This window comes from Mesorhizobium sp. L-8-10 (genome assembly GCF_016756635.1).
Taxonomy (GTDB): domain Bacteria; phylum Pseudomonadota; class Alphaproteobacteria; order Rhizobiales; family Rhizobiaceae.
The window spans coordinates 5,861,889-5,882,647 of record NZ_AP023263.1; the positions used below are offsets into that span (position 1 = coordinate 5,861,889).

Annotated in this window: 20 protein-coding genes and 1 pseudogene; 8 read left to right on the forward strand and 13 right to left on the reverse strand. The window is 64.4% G+C overall.

From position 1 onward, the window contains the following. Window positions 1-181: 181 nt before the first annotated feature. Together JN280_RS27410 and JN280_RS27415 are read right to left on the reverse strand one after the other, a co-directional pair. Entirely contained in the window at window positions 182-889 is a 708-nt protein-coding gene (locus JN280_RS27410) for a 2OG-Fe(II) oxygenase (RefSeq protein ID WP_202307023.1), read from the reverse strand. 74 nt (window positions 890-963) lie between these two features. After that, window positions 964-1,383 carry a winged helix-turn-helix transcriptional regulator gene (locus JN280_RS27415; RefSeq protein ID WP_202307024.1) on the reverse strand — a complete coding sequence of 140 codons (420 nt, stop codon included), beginning with the start codon at window positions 1,381-1,383 and terminating at the stop codon, window positions 964-966. A gap of 137 nt (window positions 1,384-1,520) precedes the next feature. Here JN280_RS27415 and JN280_RS27420 point away from each other — a divergent pair, with 137 nt between their 5' ends. Further along, the gene (locus JN280_RS27420) at window positions 1,521-2,159 is read left to right on the forward strand and encodes an NAD(P)-dependent oxidoreductase (RefSeq protein WP_202307026.1); all 639 of its coding nucleotides are present in this window, start codon (window positions 1,521-1,523) and stop codon (window positions 2,157-2,159) included. A gap of 79 nt (window positions 2,160-2,238) precedes the next feature. Here the strand turns inward: JN280_RS27420 and murI are convergent, their stop codons facing one another. Both murI and JN280_RS27430 read right to left on the reverse strand, forming a co-directional pair. Next, entirely contained in the window at window positions 2,239-3,033 is a 795-nt protein-coding gene (gene murI, locus JN280_RS27425) for a glutamate racemase (protein ID WP_202307028.1), read from the reverse strand. Then, window positions 3,026-3,934, reverse strand: a complete 909-nt coding sequence (locus JN280_RS27430; RefSeq protein ID WP_202307030.1) for an RNA methyltransferase — start codon at window positions 3,932-3,934, stop codon at window positions 3,026-3,028. The genes murI and JN280_RS27430 overlap by 8 nt, the downstream gene beginning before the upstream one ends. Before the next feature lie 86 nt (window positions 3,935-4,020). On the opposite strand from JN280_RS27430, the gene JN280_RS27435 reads away from it, so the two are divergent. Continuing rightward, a complete protein-coding gene (locus JN280_RS27435; protein ID WP_202307032.1) occupies window positions 4,021-4,368 on the forward strand; it encodes a TfoX/Sxy family protein in 348 nt (115 codons plus the stop codon). A 23-nt stretch (window positions 4,369-4,391) separates the two neighbouring features. On the opposite strand, the gene JN280_RS27440 is transcribed toward JN280_RS27435, so the two are convergent. Further along, entirely contained in the window at window positions 4,392-4,898 is a 507-nt protein-coding gene (locus JN280_RS27440; protein ID WP_202307034.1) for a hypothetical protein, read from the reverse strand. Window positions 4,899-4,973: 75 nt separating this feature from the next. After that, the gene (locus JN280_RS27445) at window positions 4,974-5,882 is read right to left on the reverse strand and encodes an alpha/beta fold hydrolase (protein WP_202307035.1); all 909 of its coding nucleotides are present in this window, start codon (window positions 5,880-5,882) and stop codon (window positions 4,974-4,976) included. A 139-nt stretch (window positions 5,883-6,021) separates the two neighbouring features. Here JN280_RS27445 and JN280_RS27450 point away from each other — a divergent pair, with 139 nt between their 5' ends. The 3 genes from JN280_RS27450 (at window position 6,022) to JN280_RS27460 (ending at window position 8,336) form a co-directional block, all read left to right on the forward strand. Beyond that, a complete protein-coding gene (locus tag JN280_RS27450) occupies window positions 6,022-7,236 on the forward strand; it encodes an NADP-dependent isocitrate dehydrogenase (protein ID WP_202307036.1) in 1,215 nt (404 codons plus the stop codon). A gap of 186 nt (window positions 7,237-7,422) precedes the next feature. Next, on the forward strand, window positions 7,423-7,635 hold the full coding sequence (locus tag JN280_RS27455) for a hypothetical protein (RefSeq protein WP_202307037.1): 213 nt from the start codon (window positions 7,423-7,425) through the stop codon (window positions 7,633-7,635). Between the two features lie 59 nt (window positions 7,636-7,694). After that, complete coding sequence (locus tag JN280_RS27460) at window positions 7,695-8,336, forward strand: glutathione S-transferase family protein (RefSeq protein ID WP_202307038.1); 642 nt, start codon at window positions 7,695-7,697, stop codon at window positions 8,334-8,336. Window positions 8,337-8,482: 146 nt separating this feature from the next. Here JN280_RS27460 and alaS read toward each other — a convergent pair whose 3' ends face one another. The 5 genes and pseudogenes from alaS to JN280_RS27485 all read right to left on the reverse strand — a co-directional run bounded on the left by alaS (window position 8,483) and on the right by JN280_RS27485 (window position 15,463). Then, window positions 8,483-11,152, reverse strand: a complete 2,670-nt coding sequence (gene alaS / locus JN280_RS27465) for an alanine--tRNA ligase (RefSeq protein WP_202307039.1) — start codon at window positions 11,150-11,152, stop codon at window positions 8,483-8,485. Between the two features lie 237 nt (window positions 11,153-11,389). Then, complete coding sequence (gene recA, locus JN280_RS27470) at window positions 11,390-12,478, reverse strand: recombinase RecA (RefSeq protein WP_202307040.1); 1,089 nt, start codon at window positions 12,476-12,478, stop codon at window positions 11,390-11,392. 419 nt (window positions 12,479-12,897) lie between these two features. Next, entirely contained in the window at window positions 12,898-13,545 is a 648-nt protein-coding gene (locus tag JN280_RS27475) for an OmpA family protein (RefSeq protein WP_202307042.1), read from the reverse strand. Window positions 13,546-13,721: 176 nt separating this feature from the next. Then, window positions 13,722-14,108 carry a hypothetical protein gene (locus JN280_RS27480; protein WP_244742159.1) on the reverse strand — a complete coding sequence of 129 codons (387 nt, stop codon included), beginning with the start codon at window positions 14,106-14,108 and terminating at the stop codon, window positions 13,722-13,724. 525 nt (window positions 14,109-14,633) lie between these two features. After that, window positions 14,634-15,463, reverse strand: a pseudogene (locus JN280_RS27485) (aldo/keto reductase). 64 nt (window positions 15,464-15,527) lie between these two features. Between JN280_RS27485 and JN280_RS27490 the strand changes: the two are divergent. Together JN280_RS27490 and JN280_RS27495 are read left to right on the forward strand one after the other, a co-directional pair. Further along, the gene (locus JN280_RS27490) at window positions 15,528-16,529 is read left to right on the forward strand and encodes a DUF1624 domain-containing protein (RefSeq protein ID WP_202307044.1); all 1,002 of its coding nucleotides are present in this window, start codon (window positions 15,528-15,530) and stop codon (window positions 16,527-16,529) included. Further along, window positions 16,526-17,002 (forward strand): methyltransferase family protein, encoded by a 477-nt coding sequence (locus tag JN280_RS27495; protein ID WP_202307045.1) that lies wholly within the window; start codon window positions 16,526-16,528, stop codon window positions 17,000-17,002. Before JN280_RS27490 ends, JN280_RS27495 begins: the two co-directional genes overlap by 4 nt. 111 nt (window positions 17,003-17,113) lie before the next feature. On the opposite strand, the gene JN280_RS27500 is transcribed toward JN280_RS27495, so the two are convergent. Then, window positions 17,114-17,500, reverse strand: coding sequence for a MerR family transcriptional regulator (locus JN280_RS27500; protein ID WP_202315067.1), 387 nt, complete (start codon window positions 17,498-17,500; stop codon window positions 17,114-17,116). Between the two features lie 132 nt (window positions 17,501-17,632). Beyond that, on the reverse strand, window positions 17,633-19,045 hold the full coding sequence (gene mgtE / locus JN280_RS27505; RefSeq protein ID WP_202307046.1) for a magnesium transporter: 1,413 nt from the start codon (window positions 19,043-19,045) through the stop codon (window positions 17,633-17,635). A 988-nt stretch (window positions 19,046-20,033) separates the two neighbouring features. Between mgtE and JN280_RS27510 the strand changes: the two genes are divergently transcribed. After that, window positions 20,034-20,243, forward strand: coding sequence for a cold-shock protein (locus tag JN280_RS27510; protein WP_202307047.1), 210 nt, complete (start codon window positions 20,034-20,036; stop codon window positions 20,241-20,243). The last annotated feature ends 516 nt before the right edge of the window (window positions 20,244-20,759 follow it).

Consider the following 20,759-nt stretch of genomic DNA (forward strand, 5'->3'; position numbering starts at 1 on the left):
CTGACAGGATCTTCCACGCACGCTTTGCGGAAAGACCCACGGGACACGTCAAATAGGACGCCGGACCTTTCGGCCCGGCGCTGGCGTGGCTCTAGTGGATCGGCTCCACGGTGTCAAGGAATTCCGAAAAACTATAGATCGCACGGGAGCGGGGCATCTCGCCACGCCGGCTCCCTGCCGCTCACGCCGCATCATGAAAGATCACGCCCGCGGTGAACCGTTCGCCAGAACGCACGCGGCTGACACCGTGGCGCATCTTCACGCGGTAGTCGCCGCGCGTGCCCGCATGCGGCCTGTCGTTGACGGCGAAGAGAGCGCCGTGCCCCATGCGCAGCGGCACCACCTCGGCGCGCGACTGCATGCGCGGGCGCTGCTCGGTGAGCACCAATTCGCCACCTTCGAACTCCCTTCCCGGCTCGCTGAGCAGGATCACGAGCTGGATGGGGAACAGATGCGCGCCGTAGACGTCCTGATGCAGGCAATTGTAGTCGCCCGACCGGTATTTCAGCAGGAGCGGCGTGGGGCGCGTCTGGCCGTCTGCGTGGCATTCGGCCAGGAAACCGTCCAGTGTCGCGGGGTAACGCCGGTCGAGCCCCATGCGCTCGTTCCAGGCGTCGGCGATCGGGGCGAGCCGCTCATAGAATGCCTGCCGCAGTTCGGCGATCGGCTGGGGCAGCGGATTGGCAAAATATTTGTACTCACCGGCGCCGAAGCCGTGTCGCTGCATCACGATATGGCTGCGGAAACGGCCATCCCCGTCGTAAAGCGAGCGTAGCGAAAGGCAATCCGCCTCGCTCAACAACGGGCCGGTGAGCGCCACGCCGAAGGCGTCGAGGTCGCGGGCGATCGATGTCCAGTCGAGAGCGGATGCGGTCTTGGCGGTCGTCATGGCTGGATCCCTGGTTTTCCATCGGGATCGTAGAAGGCCATATCGAGCGCCGCATTCCGTTTCTTGCCGGGGCCTCAGCCAATCTCCGACGTGGTGTCGAAACGCTTGCGTGCATTGCGCATCAGATCGCGGTTCTGCGACGCCCAGGTGCCCAGCGCACCGATAGGCACCGCGATCGACTGGCCGAGCTCGGTGAGCGCGTATTCGACCTCGGGCGGCATTGTGGGCCGCACGGTGCGTCGCACCAGCCCGTCGCGCTCCAGCGAACGCAGCGTGACCGTCAGCATGCGCTGCGAGATTCCCTCGATCGACCGTTTCAAGGCATTGAAGCGGAGAGGCCGAGGCTGAAGATTGATGATGACGAGCAGGCTCCAGGTATCGCCCACAATGTCGAGCACCTCGCGCACGGGACAGCTGCCGACGCCGTCCCACTCGAAGCCCGGATTGGTGTGAAGCAAGGGCACCGGTGATCCCGGTCTCGACGCGGCATTCATGTGGTTCTCTCCATGTAACCAGGGCACGGAACAATGCGTTCTTACGCGTCCCTGCTTTGGGCTCTATATAGTTACCGTTGATAACCTGCTTACACAACATGCCTGCCCTTCTCGGGCCGGCCGAAGGAGAACGCCAAATGAAAATCGCGCTCATCGGAGCCTCCGGCTTCGTCGGCACCGCCATCCTGAAGGAAGCGGCAACTCGCGGCCACGCCGTCACGGCGATCGTCCGCAATCCGGATAAGGTGGAAAAGCTGCCCGGGGTCACGGCTGTGAAAGCTGACGTCGCCGACGCCGACGCGCTCGCCAAGGCGATTGCCGGCCACGACGTTGTCGTCTCCGCCTTCAACGGCGGCTGGGGCGACCCCGACATCTACAACAAGCATCTCGATGGCTCGAAAGCCATCATCGCGGCCGCTGGCCAGGCGAAGACCCGCCTGATCATGATCGGCGGCGCCGGCAGCCTCGAGGTTGCCCCTGGCGCACAGCTCGTCGATTCGCCGGAGTTCCCGGCGGAATGGAAGGCAGGAGCACTCGCCGCGCGCGATGCCCTTGCTGCGATCCGCGAGGAGAAGGAGCTCGACTGGTCCTTCGTTTCCCCCGCGATCCACCTGACGCCCGGAGAAAAGACCGGCGTCTACAGGCTCGGCGGCGACCAGCCCGTCTTCGACGCCAAGGGAGAAAGCGGTATCTCTTCCGGCGATCTTGCCGCCGCGATCGTCGACGAGGCCGAAACGCCGAAGCATTCGCGCAGGCGTTTCACGCTCGGTTACTGACAACGGCAAAGAGCCGAAATCGCCCGCGGAGCGGCGGCGCCGCGATCATCGTGACGGCCGCGCCGCGCGACGGTACTGGTCAGGCCAGGCCGAGGCCGAAGCCCTGCATCAGGCGCCGCGTCGCAAAGTCCGCCTTGCCCGACGTGAAGATCGCGATATCTCCGCCGTTGCGCGGCTCGAAGTCGTCGACTCCGTCCGTGTCGATCAGCGACAGGGCGCGCCGGGCGATCGCCTCGGCCGGATCGAGCCAGTCGACCGGCCAAGGCGCGGTCTTGCGCATGCGGTTGACCAGGAAGGGATAGTGGGTGCAGGCGAGCACGACAATGTCGGTCCGCCTGCCCTCCTGCTCGATGAAACATGGGGCGATCTCGGAGCGGATCACCTCCTCGTCGACGAAACCCTCGCGCATATAGACCTCCGCCAGGCCAGCCAGCTTGTCGCTGCCGACCAGGCGGACATGGCATTTCGACGCCCATTGGGCGATCAGGTCCCTCGTATACTGGCGTTTGACGGTGCCCGGCGTCGCCAGCACCGAAACGAGGCCGGAGCGCGTGCGTTCGGCCGCCGGCTTTATGGCCGGCACGGTGCCGACGAAGAGACGGCCCGGAAAGACCTCGCGCAAGGCGTCGATGACGAGCGTCGATGCCGTGTTGCAGGGAATGACGGATATTTCGGGGTCGTAGCGATCGAGCAGCGTGCCGAACAGATCGAGGATGCGTGCCTTCAGGGCAGGCTCGTCCCACCGCCCGTAAGGGAACGCCGCGTCGTCGGCGACGTAGACGAAACGGCGGCCGGGCATCAGCACACGGGCCTCGCGCAGCACCGTCAGCCCGCCGATGCCGGAATCGAACATGAGGACCGGATGCTCAGCCATTGTCGACATCCTTCCCGGTTCCGGCAGCGCCATTCTCGCCGTCATCCCCGCTCGAGCCGCGATCTGCTTCGCCGACGCCGCGATGGGCAGCCGCATCGGCCTTCGCCTTACGTTCGGGATAACCGGAACCGCGCGGTTCCCTGGGCGAGAAATAGTCGAGTGACGCGACGACGCCGCGCAGCACCTTGATCTCGGGCTCGGCAAATCCGGGGCGTGTCAGCACGGCGCGCAGATTGTCGACCATCTTCGGCTTCTTGGCCTGCGGCCGGAAATAGCCCCTGGCCTCGAGCGCCTCCTCCAGATGCGTGAAGAGGCCCTGCAACTGCTCCTTGGGTGCCGGCGCCATCTCCGGGCCGGAGAACGGCGCCTCGTTTCCGACTTCCAGACCCGACTTCATCCACTCATAGGACATCAGCAGCACCGCCTGCGCGATGTTGAGCGAGGCAAAGGCCGGATTGACGGGAAAGGTCACGATCTCGTCGGCGAGGCCGACCTCGGCATTGTCGAGGCCGATGCGCTCGCGGCCGAAGAGGATCCCCGTCTTCTGACCCGCCCGGAAACGCTGCTGCAGCGCCTGTGCCGCCTCGACGGGACCGCGCACCGGCTTGAAGCCGTCACGCTCGCGCGCGGTGGTCGCGAAGACGAAATTCAGGTCGGAGATCGCCTCGGGCAGGGTCTCGAAGACCCTGGCGCCGTCGATGACATGATCAGCCCGGCTCGCGGACGCTCGCGCCCGCTCGTTCGGCCAGCCGTCGCGCGGATTGACGAGGCGCAGCTCGGACAGGCCGAAATTCGCCATGGCGCGCGCAACCATGCCGATATTCTCTCCGAGTTGCGGCTCGACGAGGATGATTGCCGGTCCTTCGGCGATGAGTTTGCGGTCGCGATCGGTGCCTGCCATGCTATGCCAATAAAGTGCTCTTTGCGGCTTTTGCGCGTCCCTGCCATATTCGCCGCGGAAAATGAAGCATCGGCAAAGGGGCTGGCATGAGCAATGAACTGGCCGAGCGGATCAGGGAAGTCATCGGCGACGATCCCAATATCGGGGAAATCCGCATGTTCGGCGGCATCTGCTTCACGCTGAACCGCAACATGATGGTCGGCACGATGAAGGATGGCACGCTTCTCGTTCGGGTCGGCGCGGACGGCGAAGCCGCCGCGCTGGCTCTGCCCGGCGCCTCCAGGATGAATTTCACCGGCCGCGAGATGAAGGGCTACGTCATCGTCGCCGCCGAGGCGCTGGATGACGAGGCACTGCGGAACTGGATCGCCATGGCATCGGCCCATGTCGGCCCGATGCCGCCCAAGCCCGCGAAAGCACCGAAGAGGAAATAAGGTTCGGCCAGTCGGAGCGGCGCCTACTGCGTGCATTCGTTCTTGAAGCGCGCAAGCTTCGCCCCATCGCCCTTTTCGGGCGCCAGGGTAAACGCCTCGCCGCCCACGACGAGCATGGCACCCTCGCCGCTCCCGTCGGTCAGGGCATCGAACAGCGGGGTCGGATCGGAGATGCCCGTCGTCAGCATCCAACCGCCGTCCATCTCGTTGGCGTCGAGATGGACGCTCGTGAACTGCAGGTCGACGGTCTTTCCGCCCGCCAGTTTCATCGTCCCACCCGGCCACGCATCGGTGACAAGAATCATCGCTTTCGCGACCTGCTCCACGGGTCCGGTGATGATCGAGAACCGCACCGGCGGCCATTGGCCGGGCGTGCAGGTCAGCGCGTGATACACACATTCGCCAGCCTCTTCGGGCGTGCATGGGCTGATGGCGACTGTCGCCGTGCCGTCTTCCGCAGCGTTGAAAATGGCGTGAAGCTGTTCGGCCCTGGCCGCGACCGGGACCAGCAGAATTGCTGCAGCCAGCATCGATTTTCGAAACAACATCCCCGTCCCCGCTCCCGGCAGCATTTGCGACGATCAGCGCCGCCGTTTTCGTCAGGTCTATTTATCGGAGCCCGCGGTCGCAGGCTCAAGGAATTTTCTTATGATCGCGGCAACCTCCACCGGCTTCTCATGCAGGATCCAATGGCCGGCGCCTGCGACCTTCTTCACGGTCAGGTCGGCGGCAAAGCGGTCGAGGCCCCCCAGGCAGACCGGCCGGAGCGCTTCGTCGGCCTCGCCCCAGATCACCAGATGCGGCATGCGCACCCTCGCCCTGTCGGGCTCCATGGAGAGCAGCGGCGCATCCGTCACGACCTCGTCCGGCCGGGGCACGACCACCGGCGACGAATTGTACCAGTGGAGCATGGCCTGCATGGCTCCCGGCCTTGCCCATGCCGCACGGTGATGGGCCTCGATCTCCGGCGTCATCCAGTCCGTTTTCGAGAAACCGGCGATCATCCTCAAGGTCCGCGCGAAATCGTCTTCGACCATGCGTTCGGCGGCGCCGGCCGCGCGCAGCTTGTGGAAATACTGGCTGGCCCTGCGCTGCCCCGCATCCTGCAGGATCGCCCGCTGGAAACAGACTGGATGCACCCCGTTGGCGATGACGAGACGCGTCAGCCGGTCAGGATGGGCGAAGGCATAGGCGTAGGCGATCGAAGCACCCCAGTCATGTCCCGCGAGGATGAAGGGCTTGCCTGGTGAAAGCTGGTCGGCGAGCGCCGCCACATCGGCCACCAGATGTTTCGCCCGATAGGCCTCTTCGCCCGCCGGCTTGGACGACAGGTTGAAACCGCGCTGGTCTGGCGCGACCACGTGGAAATCCCCGGCCAGTTCGAGCATCACCTCCTGCCAGGCAGCCCAGTATTCGGGGAAACCGTGCAGGCATATGATAAGGGGGTTGGCGGGATCGCCGGTCGACGCGACGTGAAGCCTGACGTCGCCGACATCGAAGAATCCGAAGCGCATTCCATTGACCTCCCTCTATGGGCCGACGCGGCTTGCGACCGTTTGCGCAGCGGTATCCGCTTTGCTATAGGGGCCGCATTTCTCAGATCACGATCCTTGCGGGACAGCTGTCCCGAACTCCAGAAACGAGGCATTTCCCATGGCGAAGATCAAGGTGGCAAATCCGGTCGTCGAGCTCGACGGCGACGAGATGACCCGCATCATCTGGCAGTTCATCAAGGACAAGCTCATCCATCCCTATCTCGACATCGATCTCGAATATTACGATCTCGGCATCGAGAGCCGCGACGCCACCGACGACCAGGTGACGATCGATGCCGCCAATGCCATCAAGAAATACGGCGTCGGCGTGAAATGCGCCACCATCACGCCCGATGAAGCGCGCGTCGAGGAATTCAAGCTCAAGAAGATGTGGAAGTCGCCCAACGGCACCATCCGCAACATCCTGGGCGGCGTGATCTTCCGCGAACCGATCGTCTGCAAGAACGTCCCGCGCCTCGTGCCCGGCTGGACCAAGCCGATCATCGTCGGCCGCCACGCCTTCGGCGATCAGTACCGCGCCACCGATTTCCGTTTTCCCGGCAAGGGCAAGCTGACCATAAAGTTCGTCGGCGAGGACGGCCAGACCATCGAGCACGACGTGTTCGACGCGCCGTCCTCCGGCGTTGCCATGGCCATGTACAACCTCGACGATTCGATCCGCGACTTCGCGATGGCTTCGTTCAACTACGCGCTGGACCGCGGCGTGCCATGCTACCTCTCCACCAAGAACACGATCCTGAAGGCTTATGACGGCCGCTTCAAGGACATCTTCCAGGAGGTGTTCGACAGGGAATTCGCCGAACGATTCAAGGAAAAGAAGATCTGGTACGAGCACAGGCTGATCGACGACATGGTGGCGTCGGCGCTGAAGTGGTCGGGCGGCTATGTCTGGGCGTGCAAGAACTATGACGGCGATGTCCAGTCCGACATCGTCGCGCAGGGCTTCGGCTCGCTCGGCCTGATGACCTCGGTGCTGGTAACGCCCGACGGCAAGACGGTCGAGGCCGAGGCTGCGCACGGCACCGTCACCCGTCACTATCGCCAGCATCAGAAGGGCGAGGAGACCTCGACCAACTCGATCGCATCGATTTTCGCCTGGACGCGCGGCCTCGCCCATCGCGCCAAGCTCGACGGCAATGCCGAGTTGCAGAAATTCGCCGAGACGCTGGAGAGGGTCTGCGTCGCGACCGTCGAGAACGGCTACATGACCAAGGATCTGGCCCTCCTGATCGGCGCGGACCAGCCCTGGCTGTCGACGACAGGCTTCCTCGACAAGATCGACGAGAACCTGCAGAAGGCGATGGCGGCCTGAGCCGATCGCAGACACTCCGGCCGCTTCGGGCGGCCGACATTCCCGTCGTCGAACCATAGTTCGACGACGCCGATGCCGTGAAACGGCTGGGCGGGCGAGACTGGTCCGCCTTCTTGATCGCGCATATCGCGGCGAGCGAACGGCCCTTCGCGACTGCGTTCGGCCCCGGGGAGCGCCGATCCGGCCATGTCGAAGCCGCGAAACGTCGCCTGCCCATCAGCCCACGCTTCGCGGGAGTTCTTCGTCGGCGTCGAGGACGAAAATGAGGCGAGCGCGCGGCGGCTCAGGAGCGTCGGCTTCCGGTGCGCGGCCGAGACGGACGAGGACGGCTTCCGCCGTGTCGCCTGGCCGCAGCAGGGTCGCCACGCAGCCGGCTGCTGGATGCCGCCGCATGGTTGAAACGGCATCCATCCCCCGGCATGCTTGAAGCGGGAGCGAAGCGCTGGGAGCCAACTGCCATGCCCGAACCGATCCGCGTCTTCGGAGCGGACTACAGCGTCTATGTCAGGATCGTGCGGCTGACGCTCGAAGAGAAGGGCATAGGCTACGAGTTGATCCCGGTCGACATCTTTGCGCCGGGCGGGCCGCCCGACTGGTATCTCGACCTCCACCCCTTCGCCCGTATTCCCGCTTTCGAGCACGGCAGCCTCCACCTTTTCGAGACGGCAGCGATCACCCGTTATGTCGATGAGGCCTTTGACGGTCCGGCGCTGCAACCGGCGGAGGCGAAGGGTCGCGCCGTGATGAACCAGATCATCGGTCTGCTCGACGCCTATGCCTATCGCACGCTGGTCTGGGACATCTATGTCGAACGCGTGTCGAAACCGCGAGAAGGCAAGGCCTCCGACGAGGTCGTCATCGCATCAGCCCTGATCAAGGCAAAGACCTGCCTTGCCGCCCTCGCCAGTCTGAAGTCCGCAGGCCCCTGGCTGCTCGGCAAGCAGTTGACGATCGCCGACCTCCATGCCGCGCCGATCTTCGCTTATTTCCTCAAGGCGCCCGAAGGGCGTGAGCTCATGAATGAGCAGCCGGCGCTTTGGGAATGGTGGCGTCTGATATCCGCGCGGCCGAGCTTTGCCGCGACCGAGCCGACGGATTGAGGCCATCCATCCTCGTCGGAGGGGCGAACGAAGGCTGGCGGTGGGAGATTCTTCCCGCGTTCGCGGGGGAAGATGCCGGCAACCAGACGGAGAGCGGTGCCGCGCGGCAAAAGAGCCCCGCCCCCATCAGGTTCCGTGCGGTTGGATCAAGCCGCGGCTTCCATCGCCGCCTTCACGGCCGCGATGGCCTCCCCGGCCCTGGCGGCGTCCGGACCGCCGGCCTGGGCCATATCGGGCCGGCCGCCGCCGCCCTGCCCGCCGAGTGCGGCCGAAGCGACGCGCACGAGGTCGACCGCGCTGAAGCGCTTGACAAGATCCTCGGTCACCGCGACCACGACGCTCGCCTTGCCGTCGTCGCCGCTGCCGACGAACACGACCACACCGGATCCGAGCGTCTTCTTGCCCTCATCGGCCAGCGGCTTCAGGTCTCTGGGCGCCACGCCGGAAACCGACTTGCCGAGGAAGCCGACCCCGGCGACCGTCTCGCTGTCGCCGCCATTGCCGGCCGCGCCGCCCCCGCCGAGCGCCAGCTTCTTGCGCGCATCGGCGAGGTCGCGTTCAAGCTTCCTGCGCTCGTCGAGGAGCGCTGCGACACGCGCCAGCGCATCGCCGGGCGAAACCTTCAGCGCCGCCGCCACGGCCTTGAGCCTGCGATCCTGCTCGTCGAGATGCTTTCGGGCCGCGTCGCCTGTCAGCGCCTCGATACGGCGCACCCCGGCTGCAACGGCACCTTCCGATACCAGCCTGACCAGGCCGATGTCGCCCGTAGCCGAGACATGGGTGCCGCCGCAAAGCTCAACCGAATAAGGCTTTCCGGCCTTGTCGCCATGCAGCGCCGCGCCCATCGACACCACACGCACCTCGTCGCCGTATTTCTCGCCGAACAACGCCATTGCGCCCTCGGCGATCGCGTCGTCGACGCTCATCAGCCGGGTCGTCACGGGGCTGTTCTGCACGACGATCTCGTTGGCCATAGCCTCGACCTTCTCGAGTTCCTCCGCCGAGATCGGCTTCGGGTGCGAGAAGTCGAAACGCAGCCGTTCCGGCGCCACCAGCGAGCCTTTCTGCGCCACATGCGTGCCGAGTATTTCGCGCAGCGCCTCATGGACGAGATGGGTGGCCGAGTGGTTGGACCGCAGCCGGGTGCGGCGCGCATGATCGACCTTCATCTCGACGGCGAGGCCGGGCCGAATGGTACCCTTCACGACGCGGCCGCTGTGAACGAAGAGCCCGTCGCCCTTCTTCTGGGTGTCGGTGATCTCGATCTGGAATCCGTCGCCGGCCATCGTCCCGGTATCGCCCATCTGGCCGCCGGACTCGCCGTAGAACGGCGTCTGGTTGACGACGATGCCGACCGTGTCGCCCTCTTTCGCCTCGTCCACGACGGCACCGTCCTTGACCAGCGCCCCGATGATGCCTTCGGCCTGCTCGGTGTCGTAGCCCAGGAACTCCGTGGCGCCCGTCCTGTCCTTGACCGAGAACCAGACCGCCTCGGTTGCGGCCTCGCCCGAACCGGCCCAGTTGGCACGCGCCTCGGCCTTCTGCCGTTCCATCGCAGCGGTGAAGCCAGCGAGATCGACGGAAATGCTGCGCTGGCGCAACGCGTCCTGCGTCAGGTCGAGCGGGAAGCCGTAGGTGTCGTAGAGCTTGAACGCCGTCTCGCCGTCGAGCATGTCGCCGGCGCCCAACGTCTCGGTCGCATCGGCAAGGAGTCCGAGGCCGCGCGCCAGCGTCTTCCTGAAACGGGTCTCTTCCAGCTTCAGCGTTTCGGTGATGAGCGCCTCGCCGCGACCGAGCTCGGGATAGGCCTGTCCCATCTCGCGCACCAGCGCAGGCACCAGCTTCCACATCAGCGGCTCGCCGGCCCCGAGCAGCTGCGCATGCCGCATGGCGCGACGCATGATGCGGCGAAGCACGTAACCGCGCCCCTCGTTGGAAGGCAGCACGCCGTCCGCGACCAGGAAGCAGGACGAGCGCAGATGATCGGCGATCACGCGGAAGGATGCCAGGTTCCCGGCATCCGGACCGTGCCCCAGCGCCGAAGACGTTGCGTCGATGAGGTGGCGGAACAGGTCGGTCTCGAAGACGCTCTCGGCCCCCTGAAGAATCGAGGCCATGCGCTCGAGACCCATGCCGGTGTCGATCGATGGGCGGGGAAGCGAAACGCGCTCTTCCTTGGTCACCTGCTCGTACTGCATGAAGACCAGGTTCCAGAATTCGAGGAAGCGGTCGCCATCCTCCTCGGGGGTTCCGGGGGGGCCGCCCCATATATGTTCGCCACGGTCGATGAAGATTTCGGAGCACGGGCCGCAGGGACCGGTGTCGCCCATTGCCCAGAAGTTGTCCGAAGTGGCGATGCGGATGATGCGGTCGTCCGAGAAGCCGGCGATCTTCTTCCAGTGGTCGGCCGCCTCGTCGTCGGTATGGTAGACGGTGACGAGCAGCTTGTCCTTGTTCAGCCCGAACTCCTTGGTGATCAGGTTCCAGGCGAGCTCGATGGCGCGTTCCTTGAAGTAGTCGCCGAAGGAAAAGTTGCCGAGCATCTCGAAGAAGGTGAGATGGCGGGCGGTGTAGCCGACATTGTCGAGGTCGTTGTGCTTTCCGCCGGCGCGCACGCTCTTCTGCGCGGTCGCGGCGCGCGAATAGGAGCGCGCCTCGAGCCCGGTGAACACGTTCTTGAATTGCACCATGCCGGCATTGGTGAACATCAATGTCGGGTCGTTGCGTGGCACGAGCGGGCTCGATGCGACGATCTCGTGCCCGTTTTTCCGGAAATAGTCGAGGAAAGCCGACCGGATCTCGTTTACGCCACTCATGAAGCTGCCTTTTTCAGAGGAACCGCCGGTCCCGGCGGGCGATATGGATAGGGCCTTTTAGCGACAGCGCGGGAGACTGTCCAGAAAGCCGCGAAGGCCTGGAATCCGGGCTCCGCCATGACCCGCAAGGCATGATGCGCAGCCCGGTTCGGACGCGTTCGCCGGGAGGAACAACGACAAAGCCGCCGGCGTGAAGCCGGCGGCTTTGTCGTTCGCGCGAATTGTTGCGTGCGGCGACTACATCTCGCCCGCTTCATCCAGGCCGCCGTCTTCGCCGCCGCCATTCTCGAGGAACTTCTCCGCGATAAGGCCCGCATTCTGGCGCAGCGCCGTCTCGATCTCGCGCGCGAGTTCCGGGTTGTCGCGCAGGAAGTTCTTCGCATTCTCGCGGCCCTGGCCGAGACGCTGCGAATTGTAGGAGAACCAGGCACCCGACTTCTCGATCACCCCTGCCTTGACACCGAGATCGACGAGTTCGCCCGTCTTGGAGACACCTTCGCCATACATGATGTCGAACTCGACCACCTTGAAGGGCGGCGCCAGCTTGTTCTTGACCACCTTGACGCGGGTCTGGTTGCCGACGACCTCGTCGCGGTCCTTCACCTGGCCGATGCGACGAATGTCGAGCCGGACAGAGGCGTAGAACTTCAGCGCGTTGCCGCCCGTGGTCGTCTCGGGCGAGCCGAACATGACGCCGATCTTCATGCGGATCTGGTTGATGAAGATAACCATGGTGTTCGAGCGCGAGATCGACGCGGTCAGCTTGCGCAACGCCTGGCTCATCAGGCGGGCCTGGAGGCCGGGCAGAGCGTCGCCCATCTCGCCCTCGATTTCCGCCCGCGGCGTCAGCGCCGCGACCGAATCGACGACCAGCACGTCGATCGCGCCCGAACGCACCAGGGTGTCGCAGATCTCCAGCGCCTGCTCGCCGGTATCCGGCTGCGAGATCAGGAGGTTTTCGAGATCGACGCCGAGCTTGCGCGCATAGACCGGATCGAGCGCATGTTCCGCGTCGACGAAGGCGCAGATGCCGCCCTTCTTCTGGGCCTCGGCGACCGTGTGCAGCGCCAATGTCGTCTTGCCCGAGCTTTCCGGTCCGTAGACCTCGATGATGCGTCCGCGCGGCAGGCCGCCGATGCCGAGCGCGATGTCGAGCCCGAGCGAGCCGGTCGACACCGTTCCGATCTCGACCACCTGCTCGTTCTGGCCGAGCCGCATGATCGAGCCCTTGCCGAAAGCGCGCTCGATCTGCGACAGCGCCGCATCCAGAGCCTTTGATTTGTCCACCGAATTGTCCTCTACAAGCCGCAATGTGTTCTGAGCCATGATACATTACCCCTGGGTCGTCAATGAAGACCGGACTATCCGGTGAATGGTTAGGATTTGTACCTCTTTTGTTCCCGTTTGACAAGAGGACATAACGGACTGAAACAAAATCGGAATTCGGATCCGTTCTATTTATGTCCCAAAGGCGCGCCTGCCGCGCGCGAGCGCTTCGTGCCATCCGCCCGACGTTCCGATTCGCTGCACTTGCATGCCCGCTGGCCGGAAGCCGAACGCTCCGGCGCCCGGACCGCTCAGGATGGATAGAGATCCTGGAACCTGACCAACGGTCGATGCATCGACCGTTGGAGCGCGCGATCGCGTGGCCCACGCCCGTTGGCGCGAAAGCCAGGCAGCCCGAAAGGGCCGTGCCGGCGCGTGAGGCCCAACAATCAAGCCTCGCCGGCGCCAGAGGCCAACTATCAAGTCAATGGCGAGAGCTGGATCTCGACACGACGGTTCTGCGCGCGTCCCTCCGGCGTCGCATTGGTGGCAATCGGCCGGGTCGAGCCGAACCCGGTCACGGCGAAACGCCTGGAATCGACGCCGCGGCCGCTCAGATAGTTCGCGACGGACAAAGCGCGACGCTGCGAAAGGTCGAAATTGTGGCCGGCGCTGCCGGTCGAATCGGTGTGGCCGTAGACGTCGACAATCGTGCGGTTGAACTTGTTGATGACCAGAGCCACAGAATTCAGCGTCGGATAGAAGGCCGGCATCACCTGGTCCTGATCGGTCGCGAAGGTGATGTTCGACGGCATATTGAGAATGATCTGGTCGCCCGAGCGGGTGACGCTGACGCCCGTGCCCTGCAACTGCCGGCGCAGTTCCGCCTCCTGCTGGTCCATGTAGCTGCCGGCAAGGCCCCCGGCCAGTGCACCGATACCCGCGCCGATCAGCGCATTGCGGCGATCGTCGCCGCCGGCCAGCATGCCGAGGCCCGCGCCGAGGCCTGCGCCGAGCGCGGCTCCACCCAGCGTGTTCGACACCTTGGGCTGGCCAGTATAGGGGTCAGTCGTGCACGCGCCGACGAAAATCGTGGCCGCGAGCACGGCCAGCACTGTCTTCTTCATCCGGTCATCCCTCTCCAGGTCTTCGCGCGCCGAAGCGCGTGTGAATCAATGCCTGCGCGGCCTTGTAGCACGATTGTGGGCGAAATGCGGTATGAAGGCGGCCGAACGAGCCGATGTTGTGGATCGCCGCCAGGGGGTAGGCCGGACTCGCTTTCGCCGGGGCCGGCCCGATGCCGTCAGTAGCCGCGCGGCGGCACGAACAGGCAGATGGTGCGGCCGTTGTTGGCGCCTGCCACCGAGCACCAATGGAACGCGCCGTCAGGCGAATTCTTAACGCGGGCGTCCGTATAGGCGAGCACCTCGCCCGTGCCCAGGATCACGTACCCTTCCGGACGCTCGCTGATCGCCTTCTTGCTCACCTCCCTGCAGTCATAACCGGAGCAGCATGCAAAGGGATAGCTCCAGCCTCTCGGCTGGGCGGCGCTGGGCATCGCGTCATGCGCGAGCCCCGGACCCGCAGGCACAATTCCGAGCAGGGCCAGGCCGGCAAGACGCCACGCGGTCCAGGATGCGACGATCGCTGCCCGCCTCGGTGAGATCAAGTCCTTGAGGTTTCGAAACATTGGCGACATTCCTGACACAGGCTCCAAGCAAATGCTGGCCCTTACCGGAACGTGACATCCCAAAACCGCATGCCGGACGGCGATGGTCTCGCGTGCCGGCATGGATGCTTTTCCAATGCTTCATCTAGGGTGTGCCGATTCTCTGGGCAACACAAGCAACCGAATGACGCACAATCGTCGCAATATGAGGAGTTGCAGTTGTTGCCGCCGATCACATTGCTTTGGGCAGACAGCGCCAGGTCAGCCAGCCGCAGAACGCGCGGAAAATGCCGGGCTTGCCGAAGACGGCGTCCAGCCCCAAAGAGACCAGCACGACACGCCAGCAACTCGATGACATGGAAGCTCGCGAAGGCCCGCGCCCGGCGGGCGCACTGCGGGGCAGCCAGATCGGGTGGCGGACCTGCATCGTCAAAGAAAGACTCTGGGGAGAGGCAGTCCGCCAAGTATGACCAGGCGGCCGGCCTCTCCGATTGCGGGAGACCGACCTTCACCCGCCGAAATACGAAGCGGCCGGCCTGCTGCAGGTCAGGGATTGTCCCATTTCGGCGAGAAACTGAAATCGCAAAGCCTGGCGTTTCTCGCCGAAAGCATTGAAATCGCGTCCATTTCCTCTTCCGACAAAGCGAAATCGGAGACCGCGAGGTTCTCCGCCAGCCGCTCCTTCCGGGTCGTCCGGGGAATGGGCAAAACACCAGTCTTTTGCATGTGCCAGCGCAGGACGATCTGCGCCGGCGTCCGGCCGTGGCGGCGCGCAGCCGACGTCACGGCCGGCTCCGAAAACAGCGGCTCGCCGCGAAAGATCGGGCAGTAGGCGACCATGGCCATGCCGGCCGCGCGGCAGGCGGCATGGACCTTCGACTGGTCGAGATAGGGATGGTACTCGACCTGGTTGGCCACGAGCGGCGCCTGCGAGGCCGCGAGCGCCTCGCGCAGCAGAGCGGTCGTGAAGTTGGAAACGCCGATGTGCCGCGTGAGCCCCCTCGCCTTCACGGCGTTCAGTGCCCCGATCGTCTCGGCGACCGGCACGGCCGGGTTGGGCCAGTGGACGAGCAGCAGGTCGACATGGTCGAGGCCCAGGCGCCTCAGGCTCGCCTCGGCTGATCGTTCGAGCTTTCGCGGCTCGATATCTGACCACCAGACCTTGGTCGTGACGAAGATCTCGTCGCGCGGCACGCCGCAGGCCCTCAGCCGGCGCCGACCGCTTCCTCATTGTCATAGGCGGCGGCCGTATCGACATGCCGATAGCCGAGAGCCAGCGCATGGGCCACGAGTTCCGCGCATAACCGGCCGTTCAGCGTCCATGTGCCCATCCCGGGCGTCGGAATGCGCGCACCGTTGGCCTCCACGATGTCCATGGCCTCGATCTCCGCTACAGTCGATCTGCTTGCACATTTTACCAAACGCCTGCAACAACAGACCATGATCCTCGACAGCGCGCAGCAACCAGCCCCGAAGAAATCAGCCTCCCGCATCGAGGCCATCGACATCGCCCGCGGCGCAGCCCTGGTGGCCATGGCGATCTACCACTTCACCTGGGATCTCGAATTCTTCGGTTATGCCGAGCCCCAGATGACCGCACAGGGCGGCTGGAAGCTGTTCGCCCGCGCCATCGCCTCGTCCTTCCTGTTCCTGGTCGGCGTCAGCCTCGTGCTCGCCCATGGCAGGGGCATCCGCTGGAACGGCTTCCTGCGCCGGCTGGCCATGGTGGCCGCCGCGGCCGCCGCGATATCGATCGTCACCTATGTCGCCTTACGCGGTGGGTTCATCTTCTTCGGCATATTGCACCAGATCGCGGTGGCGAGCCTGCTCGGCCTGGCCTTCCTGAGGCTGCCGGCGGCGGTCGTCCTGCTCGCGGCGGTCGCCGTCATCGCCGCGCCGAACTTCCTGCGCTCGGCCCTTTTCGACCATCCCGCATGGTGGTGGCTCGGCCTCGGCAGCTTCAATCCACGCTCGAACGACTACGTGCCGGTGTTTCCCTGGTTCGGCGCGGTGCTGGCCGGCATCGGCGCGGCGAAGCTCGCCCAGGCACAGGGCCTTTTTGCACGGCTGGCGACGATACGACCCGGCGCCTGGTCCCGCCCCCTCCAATTCGCCGGGCGGCACAGCCTGGCCTTCTACCTCATCCATCAGCCCGTGCTGATCGCCTGCGTCTGGGCCCTGTCGCAGGTGGCGCCGCCCCGGACGGAAAGCCGTGAGGTGACGTTCCTGAAATCTTGCGAACGGCAATGCAGCGACCTTGGCGACGCCGGATTCTGCGCGCGCTATTGTGCCTGCATGCTCGACTCGCTCGAGCGGGAAGGGCTTGTCGAGCAGGCCTTCTCGGGGGACAACAGCGAAGTCCTGCAGAGCCAGGTGGAAGGCCTTGCGGGCATATGCACGGCGGAAGCCGACCGGACGGTTCCGGAGGGAGGGACACAATGAGCGATCCGCAGGCGCGGCCGAACCGCTTGCCGTGGCCACCCTTCATCTATCTCGCGGCCATCGCCGCAAGCCTCTTCGCCCATATCCTCTTTCCTCTGCCGTGGATCGGCGCGCCGCTCTCCGACATATTGTTCGCCGTCGGCTGGCTGGCTGTCGCGGCAACGATCGCCCTCGAATATACGGCGATGCGCACGCTCGTCCGCGCCCGGACGACGATCATGCCCAACCGTCCCAGCGAGCATCTGGTGACCAGCGGGCCCTTCTCCTTCACCCGCAACCCGATCTATCTCGGCAACACCTTGCTGATGATCGGCATCGCCCTGATCAGCGGCATCGCGTGGTTCCTGCCTCTGGCGCTGATTGCAGCCTTCGCCACGCAGAAGCTCGCCATCGAACGCGAGGAAAGGCATCTGCACGCTCGCTTCGGCAAACGATATAACGACTATGCCAGGCGGGTGCGCCGCTGGATCTGACATGACCTGGCCGGCGCGAGCGTCGGCCCGAAGAGCAATTCGGTGCCTGCCGGCATCTCGCCTCGCCGGATGGCGCCTTCCACGGTCGCTTCACCGCAGTTTCTGCGCAGGTCAGGTATTGACGCCCAGTTCCACGAGCCGCTCGACACAGGATTCCTCGGCCTGGTCGAGTTCGGCGAGCGTCTCCTCCAGGTCGCGGCGCTTCTGCCTGAGGTCTTCGCGCTTCTCCTCGATGCGCTTGATCATCAGCTTCAACTGGCCCACCTCGCCGGGCGGTTCCTTGTACATCTGGATGATTTCGCGGATCTCGTTGATGGAGAAGCCAAGCCTCTTTCCGCGCATGATCTGCTTGACCAGATGCCGGTCGGACGGACGGAACAGACGCGTGCGGCCGCGACGAACCGGCTGGATCAGCCCCTCGTCCTCGTAGAAGCGCAGCGTCCTGGTCGAGATGTCGAACTCGCGGGTGAGCTCGGTGATCGAATAGTATTCCCGCATTGCCATGCAGCGCACTCGCCGTGTTTCGAATGCGACATCTGGCACGGCATTTACGTAAAAGTCAAATATCCGAAATTCCTCATGCCTCACTGCTAGTTCGCCGAATGGAGTCACGGGTGCAGTGAGCCGTGTTCAGCCCAAATTCATCCACCAGGAAGCGAGACCGAGGAAGGCCAGGAAGCCGATCACATCCGTCACCATGGTGGTGAAGATCGACGACGAGATCGCCGGATCGGCGCCGAGCCGGTCGAGGAACAGGGGAATCAGAATGCCGCCCAGTGCGGCAGCGAACATGTTGATGATCATCGCCGCAGCGATCACAAGGCCAAGGTCGGTATTCTCGAACCATCCGGCGGCGATCACGCCAATGATGGTCGCGATGATGACGCCGTTGAGCAGCCCGACCATCATCTCGCGGCGGATGACCCGCGCGGCATTGTAGATGTCGAGGTCGCGGGTCGCGAGCGCCCGCACGGTCACGGTCATGGTCTGGGTGCCGGCATTGCCGCCGAGCGAGGCGACGACGGGCATCAGGGCCGCCAGCGCCACCATCTCCTCGATCGTCGCGCCGAACATGCTGATGACCGAGACCGAGACGAAGGCAGTAACCAGGTTGACAAGCAGCCAGGGCACGCGCGAGCGGGACGTCGCCACCACCGTGTCGGAGAGTTCCTCGTCGCCGACGCCGCCCATGCGCAACAAGTCTTCCTCGGCTTCCTGCTGGATGACGTCGACCACATCGTCGATGGTGAGCACGCCCACCAGCCGTTCGTTCTCGTCGACCACGGCAGCCGAGAGCAGGTCGTATTGCTCGAATTCGCGGGCCGCCTCTTCCTGATCCATGGTGGCCGGGATCGCGTGGCGCGTCTCGTGCATGACGTCTTCGATCTTCACCGAGCGCTTGGTGCGCAGGATCTGGTCGAGATCGACGGCGCCCAGCAGCTTGAAGGTCGGGTCGATGACGAAGATCTGGCTGAAGCGGTCGGGAAGGTTCTGGTCCTCGCGCATGTAGTCGATGGTCTGGCCGACGGTCCAGAACGGCGGCACCGCCACGAACTCGGTCTGCATGCGCCGGCCGGCCGTCTCCTCCGGATAGTCGAGCGCGCGGCGCAGCCGGATGCGCTCGGTGAAGGGAAGCTGCGCGAGAATCTCCTCCTGGTCCTCGGCGTCGAGATCCTCGAGGATGTAGACCGCGTCGTCGGAATCGAGCTCCTTGAAAGCCTCGGCGATCTGCTCGTTGGGCAGGCTGTCGACGATGTCGAGGCGAATTGCCTCGTCGACTTCGGTCAGCGCGGAGAAGTCGAAGTCCTTGCCGAGCAGATCGACCAGCGCCAGCCGCTGCTCCGGAAGCAGCGCCTCGAGCAGGTCGCCCACCTCCGACTGGTGGAGGTCGGCCACGTCGCGCTTGAGCGTGATCGTGTCGCGATCGGCGATCGCCGCGCCGATATGGGCGAGGAACGACGGGCGGATGACGCCGTCCGCATCGTAGATGTCGGCGTGTCCCTCTGCCGAGGCGCCTGGAGCCTGTTCGTGCGTGCCTTCCAACGGCGCCTCCCGCTACGCGATTCCGGGAACGTTGTCAGAGCGGTCTAGCCCGTTTTCTTGCCGGATTGAACAGCCGCGCGAAGCGAATTTGCGGCGGCATCGAGAGAACGACCGCTTAGTACTGCCGTACGGCCCGGCAGCCCGCTTCTCATGCCCCGCAAGGAGGTGGCGCGTCGCCGCAACAACGGATCACATCCCTTGATCGAGATGTTGCCGAGACCAGCCGCCGCGGAGCCTCAGCGGCCGCCACTTGCTGGAACGGGCCTTCCGTGCCGGGACATAGGCTCGGGAAAGTTCGGTCACGGTCGGGAGGCGCAGCTGTTGCGTCTATGTGTCGATCAAATGCGTCCAGCACGGCGGGGCAGCGCGATCAAAAGGAACGCGCTGGCCCGAGCCAACGTTACCGGTAGATGCGATCCATCCAGATTATGCGATGAACGCGGAGCTTTCTGCGTTGACGCTCCGCGTAGCGGACCGCGCTCTTCTTGTTGGCGAAGGACTGAATCTCAGGCCGCCCTTCGACGACACTGCGGACGAACCATTCGCCCATGGACGGAACGACTTCGATGGAGTTTTCGAATGGCTTGCGCATTTCGCTGGGCATAGCTGGGACCCCTTCGGTCCGGGGCGAAAGCGTGATTGTCTCTTTCAAGAACCGGCGCCCGTGCCAATTACCGGCAACGAACCATGGGACGCTCCTCGACTGCCAGAGTCAAGCGAATAGCCGAAAGACTGAAGAACCCGCCACCCAGGATACATGCCGATTTCTTGTTGTCCCCAAGGCTCGCCAGGCAGTTCGTTCTGAAGCGCACCTAGATTTGCCTTGCGGTGAACACATTCGCAGCCTATTGTTCAATTATCGATCTTGTTGGCGAACATTGTTTCGCGCTTTGGCGCCCTTACGATCTTCCTTCTCAATTTCGAAGACTACGGCGTTTGGCACGCAGCCAGGCGGCGACAATCTGTGCCGATTTGAAAGGAAATCGCCATGAACACCGGAACTGTAAAGTTCTTCAACTCCACCAAGGGCTTCGGCTTCATCGAGCTGGGCAATGGACAGCCGGACGTGTTTGTCCACATTTCTGCCGTCGAACGGGCCGGAATGCGCAGCCTGGTAGAAGGTCAGAAGGTCAGCTTCGACATCGTGCGGGACAATCGCAGCGGCAAGAGCTCGGCCGAGAACCTTCAGGCCGCGTAAGGACACAGCGCTTCGGGTCTTTGACCACGGATGTTGGCCAACGAAGCGTCAGGGGGAAGGTCGGGTTTGCCCGGCCTTTTTTCTTTCCGGCGAAAGGAGAGCAGCATGAAGCGTATCCCCGGAGATGACATATTCAAACCGAACCCGACGCGGATCGAAGCCAAGAGCGATACCACCACGAGAGCCGCGCGGGAGATACTCGCAAAAGAAGAAGCGTCCAGGTCCGCGAAGACCAAGCGGTTGCGCGCCGCCAGGCTCGCCCGGGAAGAGATGGAAGGCACGACGGCCAACGGGCCTAAGAAGGCTCGGAAACGATAGCGTGCAAGGGAAGTATCCGCGAGGCGGCCGGGCATAGGGCCAACACCTTTTGGTGAGCGCACTCCACTTGCAGCACTCATACTCGGCGGCGGATCCGGCATCTAACCCGTCAAGGTAGATGAGCAATCGATCCGTTCCTGACGTAAGCGATGCCCAACGCCATCGTCGGGGACATCGGTGATGGCGCCGTCCCTGTTG

Excerpts from the sequence above, each read along its gene's own strand:
- JN280_RS27410 (WP_202307023.1), bottom strand. The coding sequence starts at position 889 with ATGACGACCGCCAAGACCGCATCCGCTCTCGACTGGACATCGATCGCC.
- JN280_RS27415 (WP_202307024.1), bottom strand. The coding sequence starts at position 1,383 with ATGAATGCCGCGTCGAGACCGGGATCACCGGTGCCCTTGCTTCACACC.
- JN280_RS27420 (WP_202307026.1), top strand. The coding sequence starts at position 1,521 with ATGAAAATCGCGCTCATCGGAGCCTCCGGCTTCGTCGGCACCGCCATC.
- murI (WP_202307028.1), bottom strand. The coding sequence starts at position 3,033 with ATGGCTGAGCATCCGGTCCTCATGTTCGATTCCGGCATCGGCGGGCTG.
- JN280_RS27430 (WP_202307030.1), bottom strand. The coding sequence starts at position 3,934 with ATGGCAGGCACCGATCGCGACCGCAAACTCATCGCCGAAGGACCGGCA.
- JN280_RS27435 (WP_202307032.1), top strand. The coding sequence starts at position 4,021 with ATGAGCAATGAACTGGCCGAGCGGATCAGGGAAGTCATCGGCGACGAT.
- JN280_RS27440 (WP_202307034.1), bottom strand. The coding sequence starts at position 4,898 with ATGCTGGCTGCAGCAATTCTGCTGGTCCCGGTCGCGGCCAGGGCCGAA.
- JN280_RS27445 (WP_202307035.1), bottom strand. The coding sequence starts at position 5,882 with ATGCGCTTCGGATTCTTCGATGTCGGCGACGTCAGGCTTCACGTCGCG.
- JN280_RS27450 (WP_202307036.1), top strand. The coding sequence starts at position 6,022 with ATGGCGAAGATCAAGGTGGCAAATCCGGTCGTCGAGCTCGACGGCGAC.
- JN280_RS27455 (WP_202307037.1), top strand. The coding sequence starts at position 7,423 with ATGTCGAAGCCGCGAAACGTCGCCTGCCCATCAGCCCACGCTTCGCGG.
- JN280_RS27460 (WP_202307038.1), top strand. The coding sequence starts at position 7,695 with ATGCCCGAACCGATCCGCGTCTTCGGAGCGGACTACAGCGTCTATGTC.
- alaS (WP_202307039.1), bottom strand. The coding sequence starts at position 11,152 with ATGAGTGGCGTAAACGAGATCCGGTCGGCTTTCCTCGACTATTTCCGG.
- recA (WP_202307040.1), bottom strand. The coding sequence starts at position 12,478 with ATGGCTCAGAACACATTGCGGCTTGTAGAGGACAATTCGGTGGACAAA.
- JN280_RS27475 (WP_202307042.1), bottom strand. The coding sequence starts at position 13,545 with ATGAAGAAGACAGTGCTGGCCGTGCTCGCGGCCACGATTTTCGTCGGC.
- JN280_RS27480 (WP_244742159.1), bottom strand. The coding sequence starts at position 14,108 with ATGTTTCGAAACCTCAAGGACTTGATCTCACCGAGGCGGGCAGCGATC.
- JN280_RS27490 (WP_202307044.1), top strand. The coding sequence starts at position 15,528 with ATGATCCTCGACAGCGCGCAGCAACCAGCCCCGAAGAAATCAGCCTCC.
- JN280_RS27495 (WP_202307045.1), top strand. The coding sequence starts at position 16,526 with ATGAGCGATCCGCAGGCGCGGCCGAACCGCTTGCCGTGGCCACCCTTC.
- JN280_RS27500 (WP_202315067.1), bottom strand. The coding sequence starts at position 17,500 with ATGCGGGAATACTATTCGATCACCGAGCTCACCCGCGAGTTCGACATC.
- JN280_RS27510 (WP_202307047.1), top strand. The coding sequence starts at position 20,034 with ATGAACACCGGAACTGTAAAGTTCTTCAACTCCACCAAGGGCTTCGGC.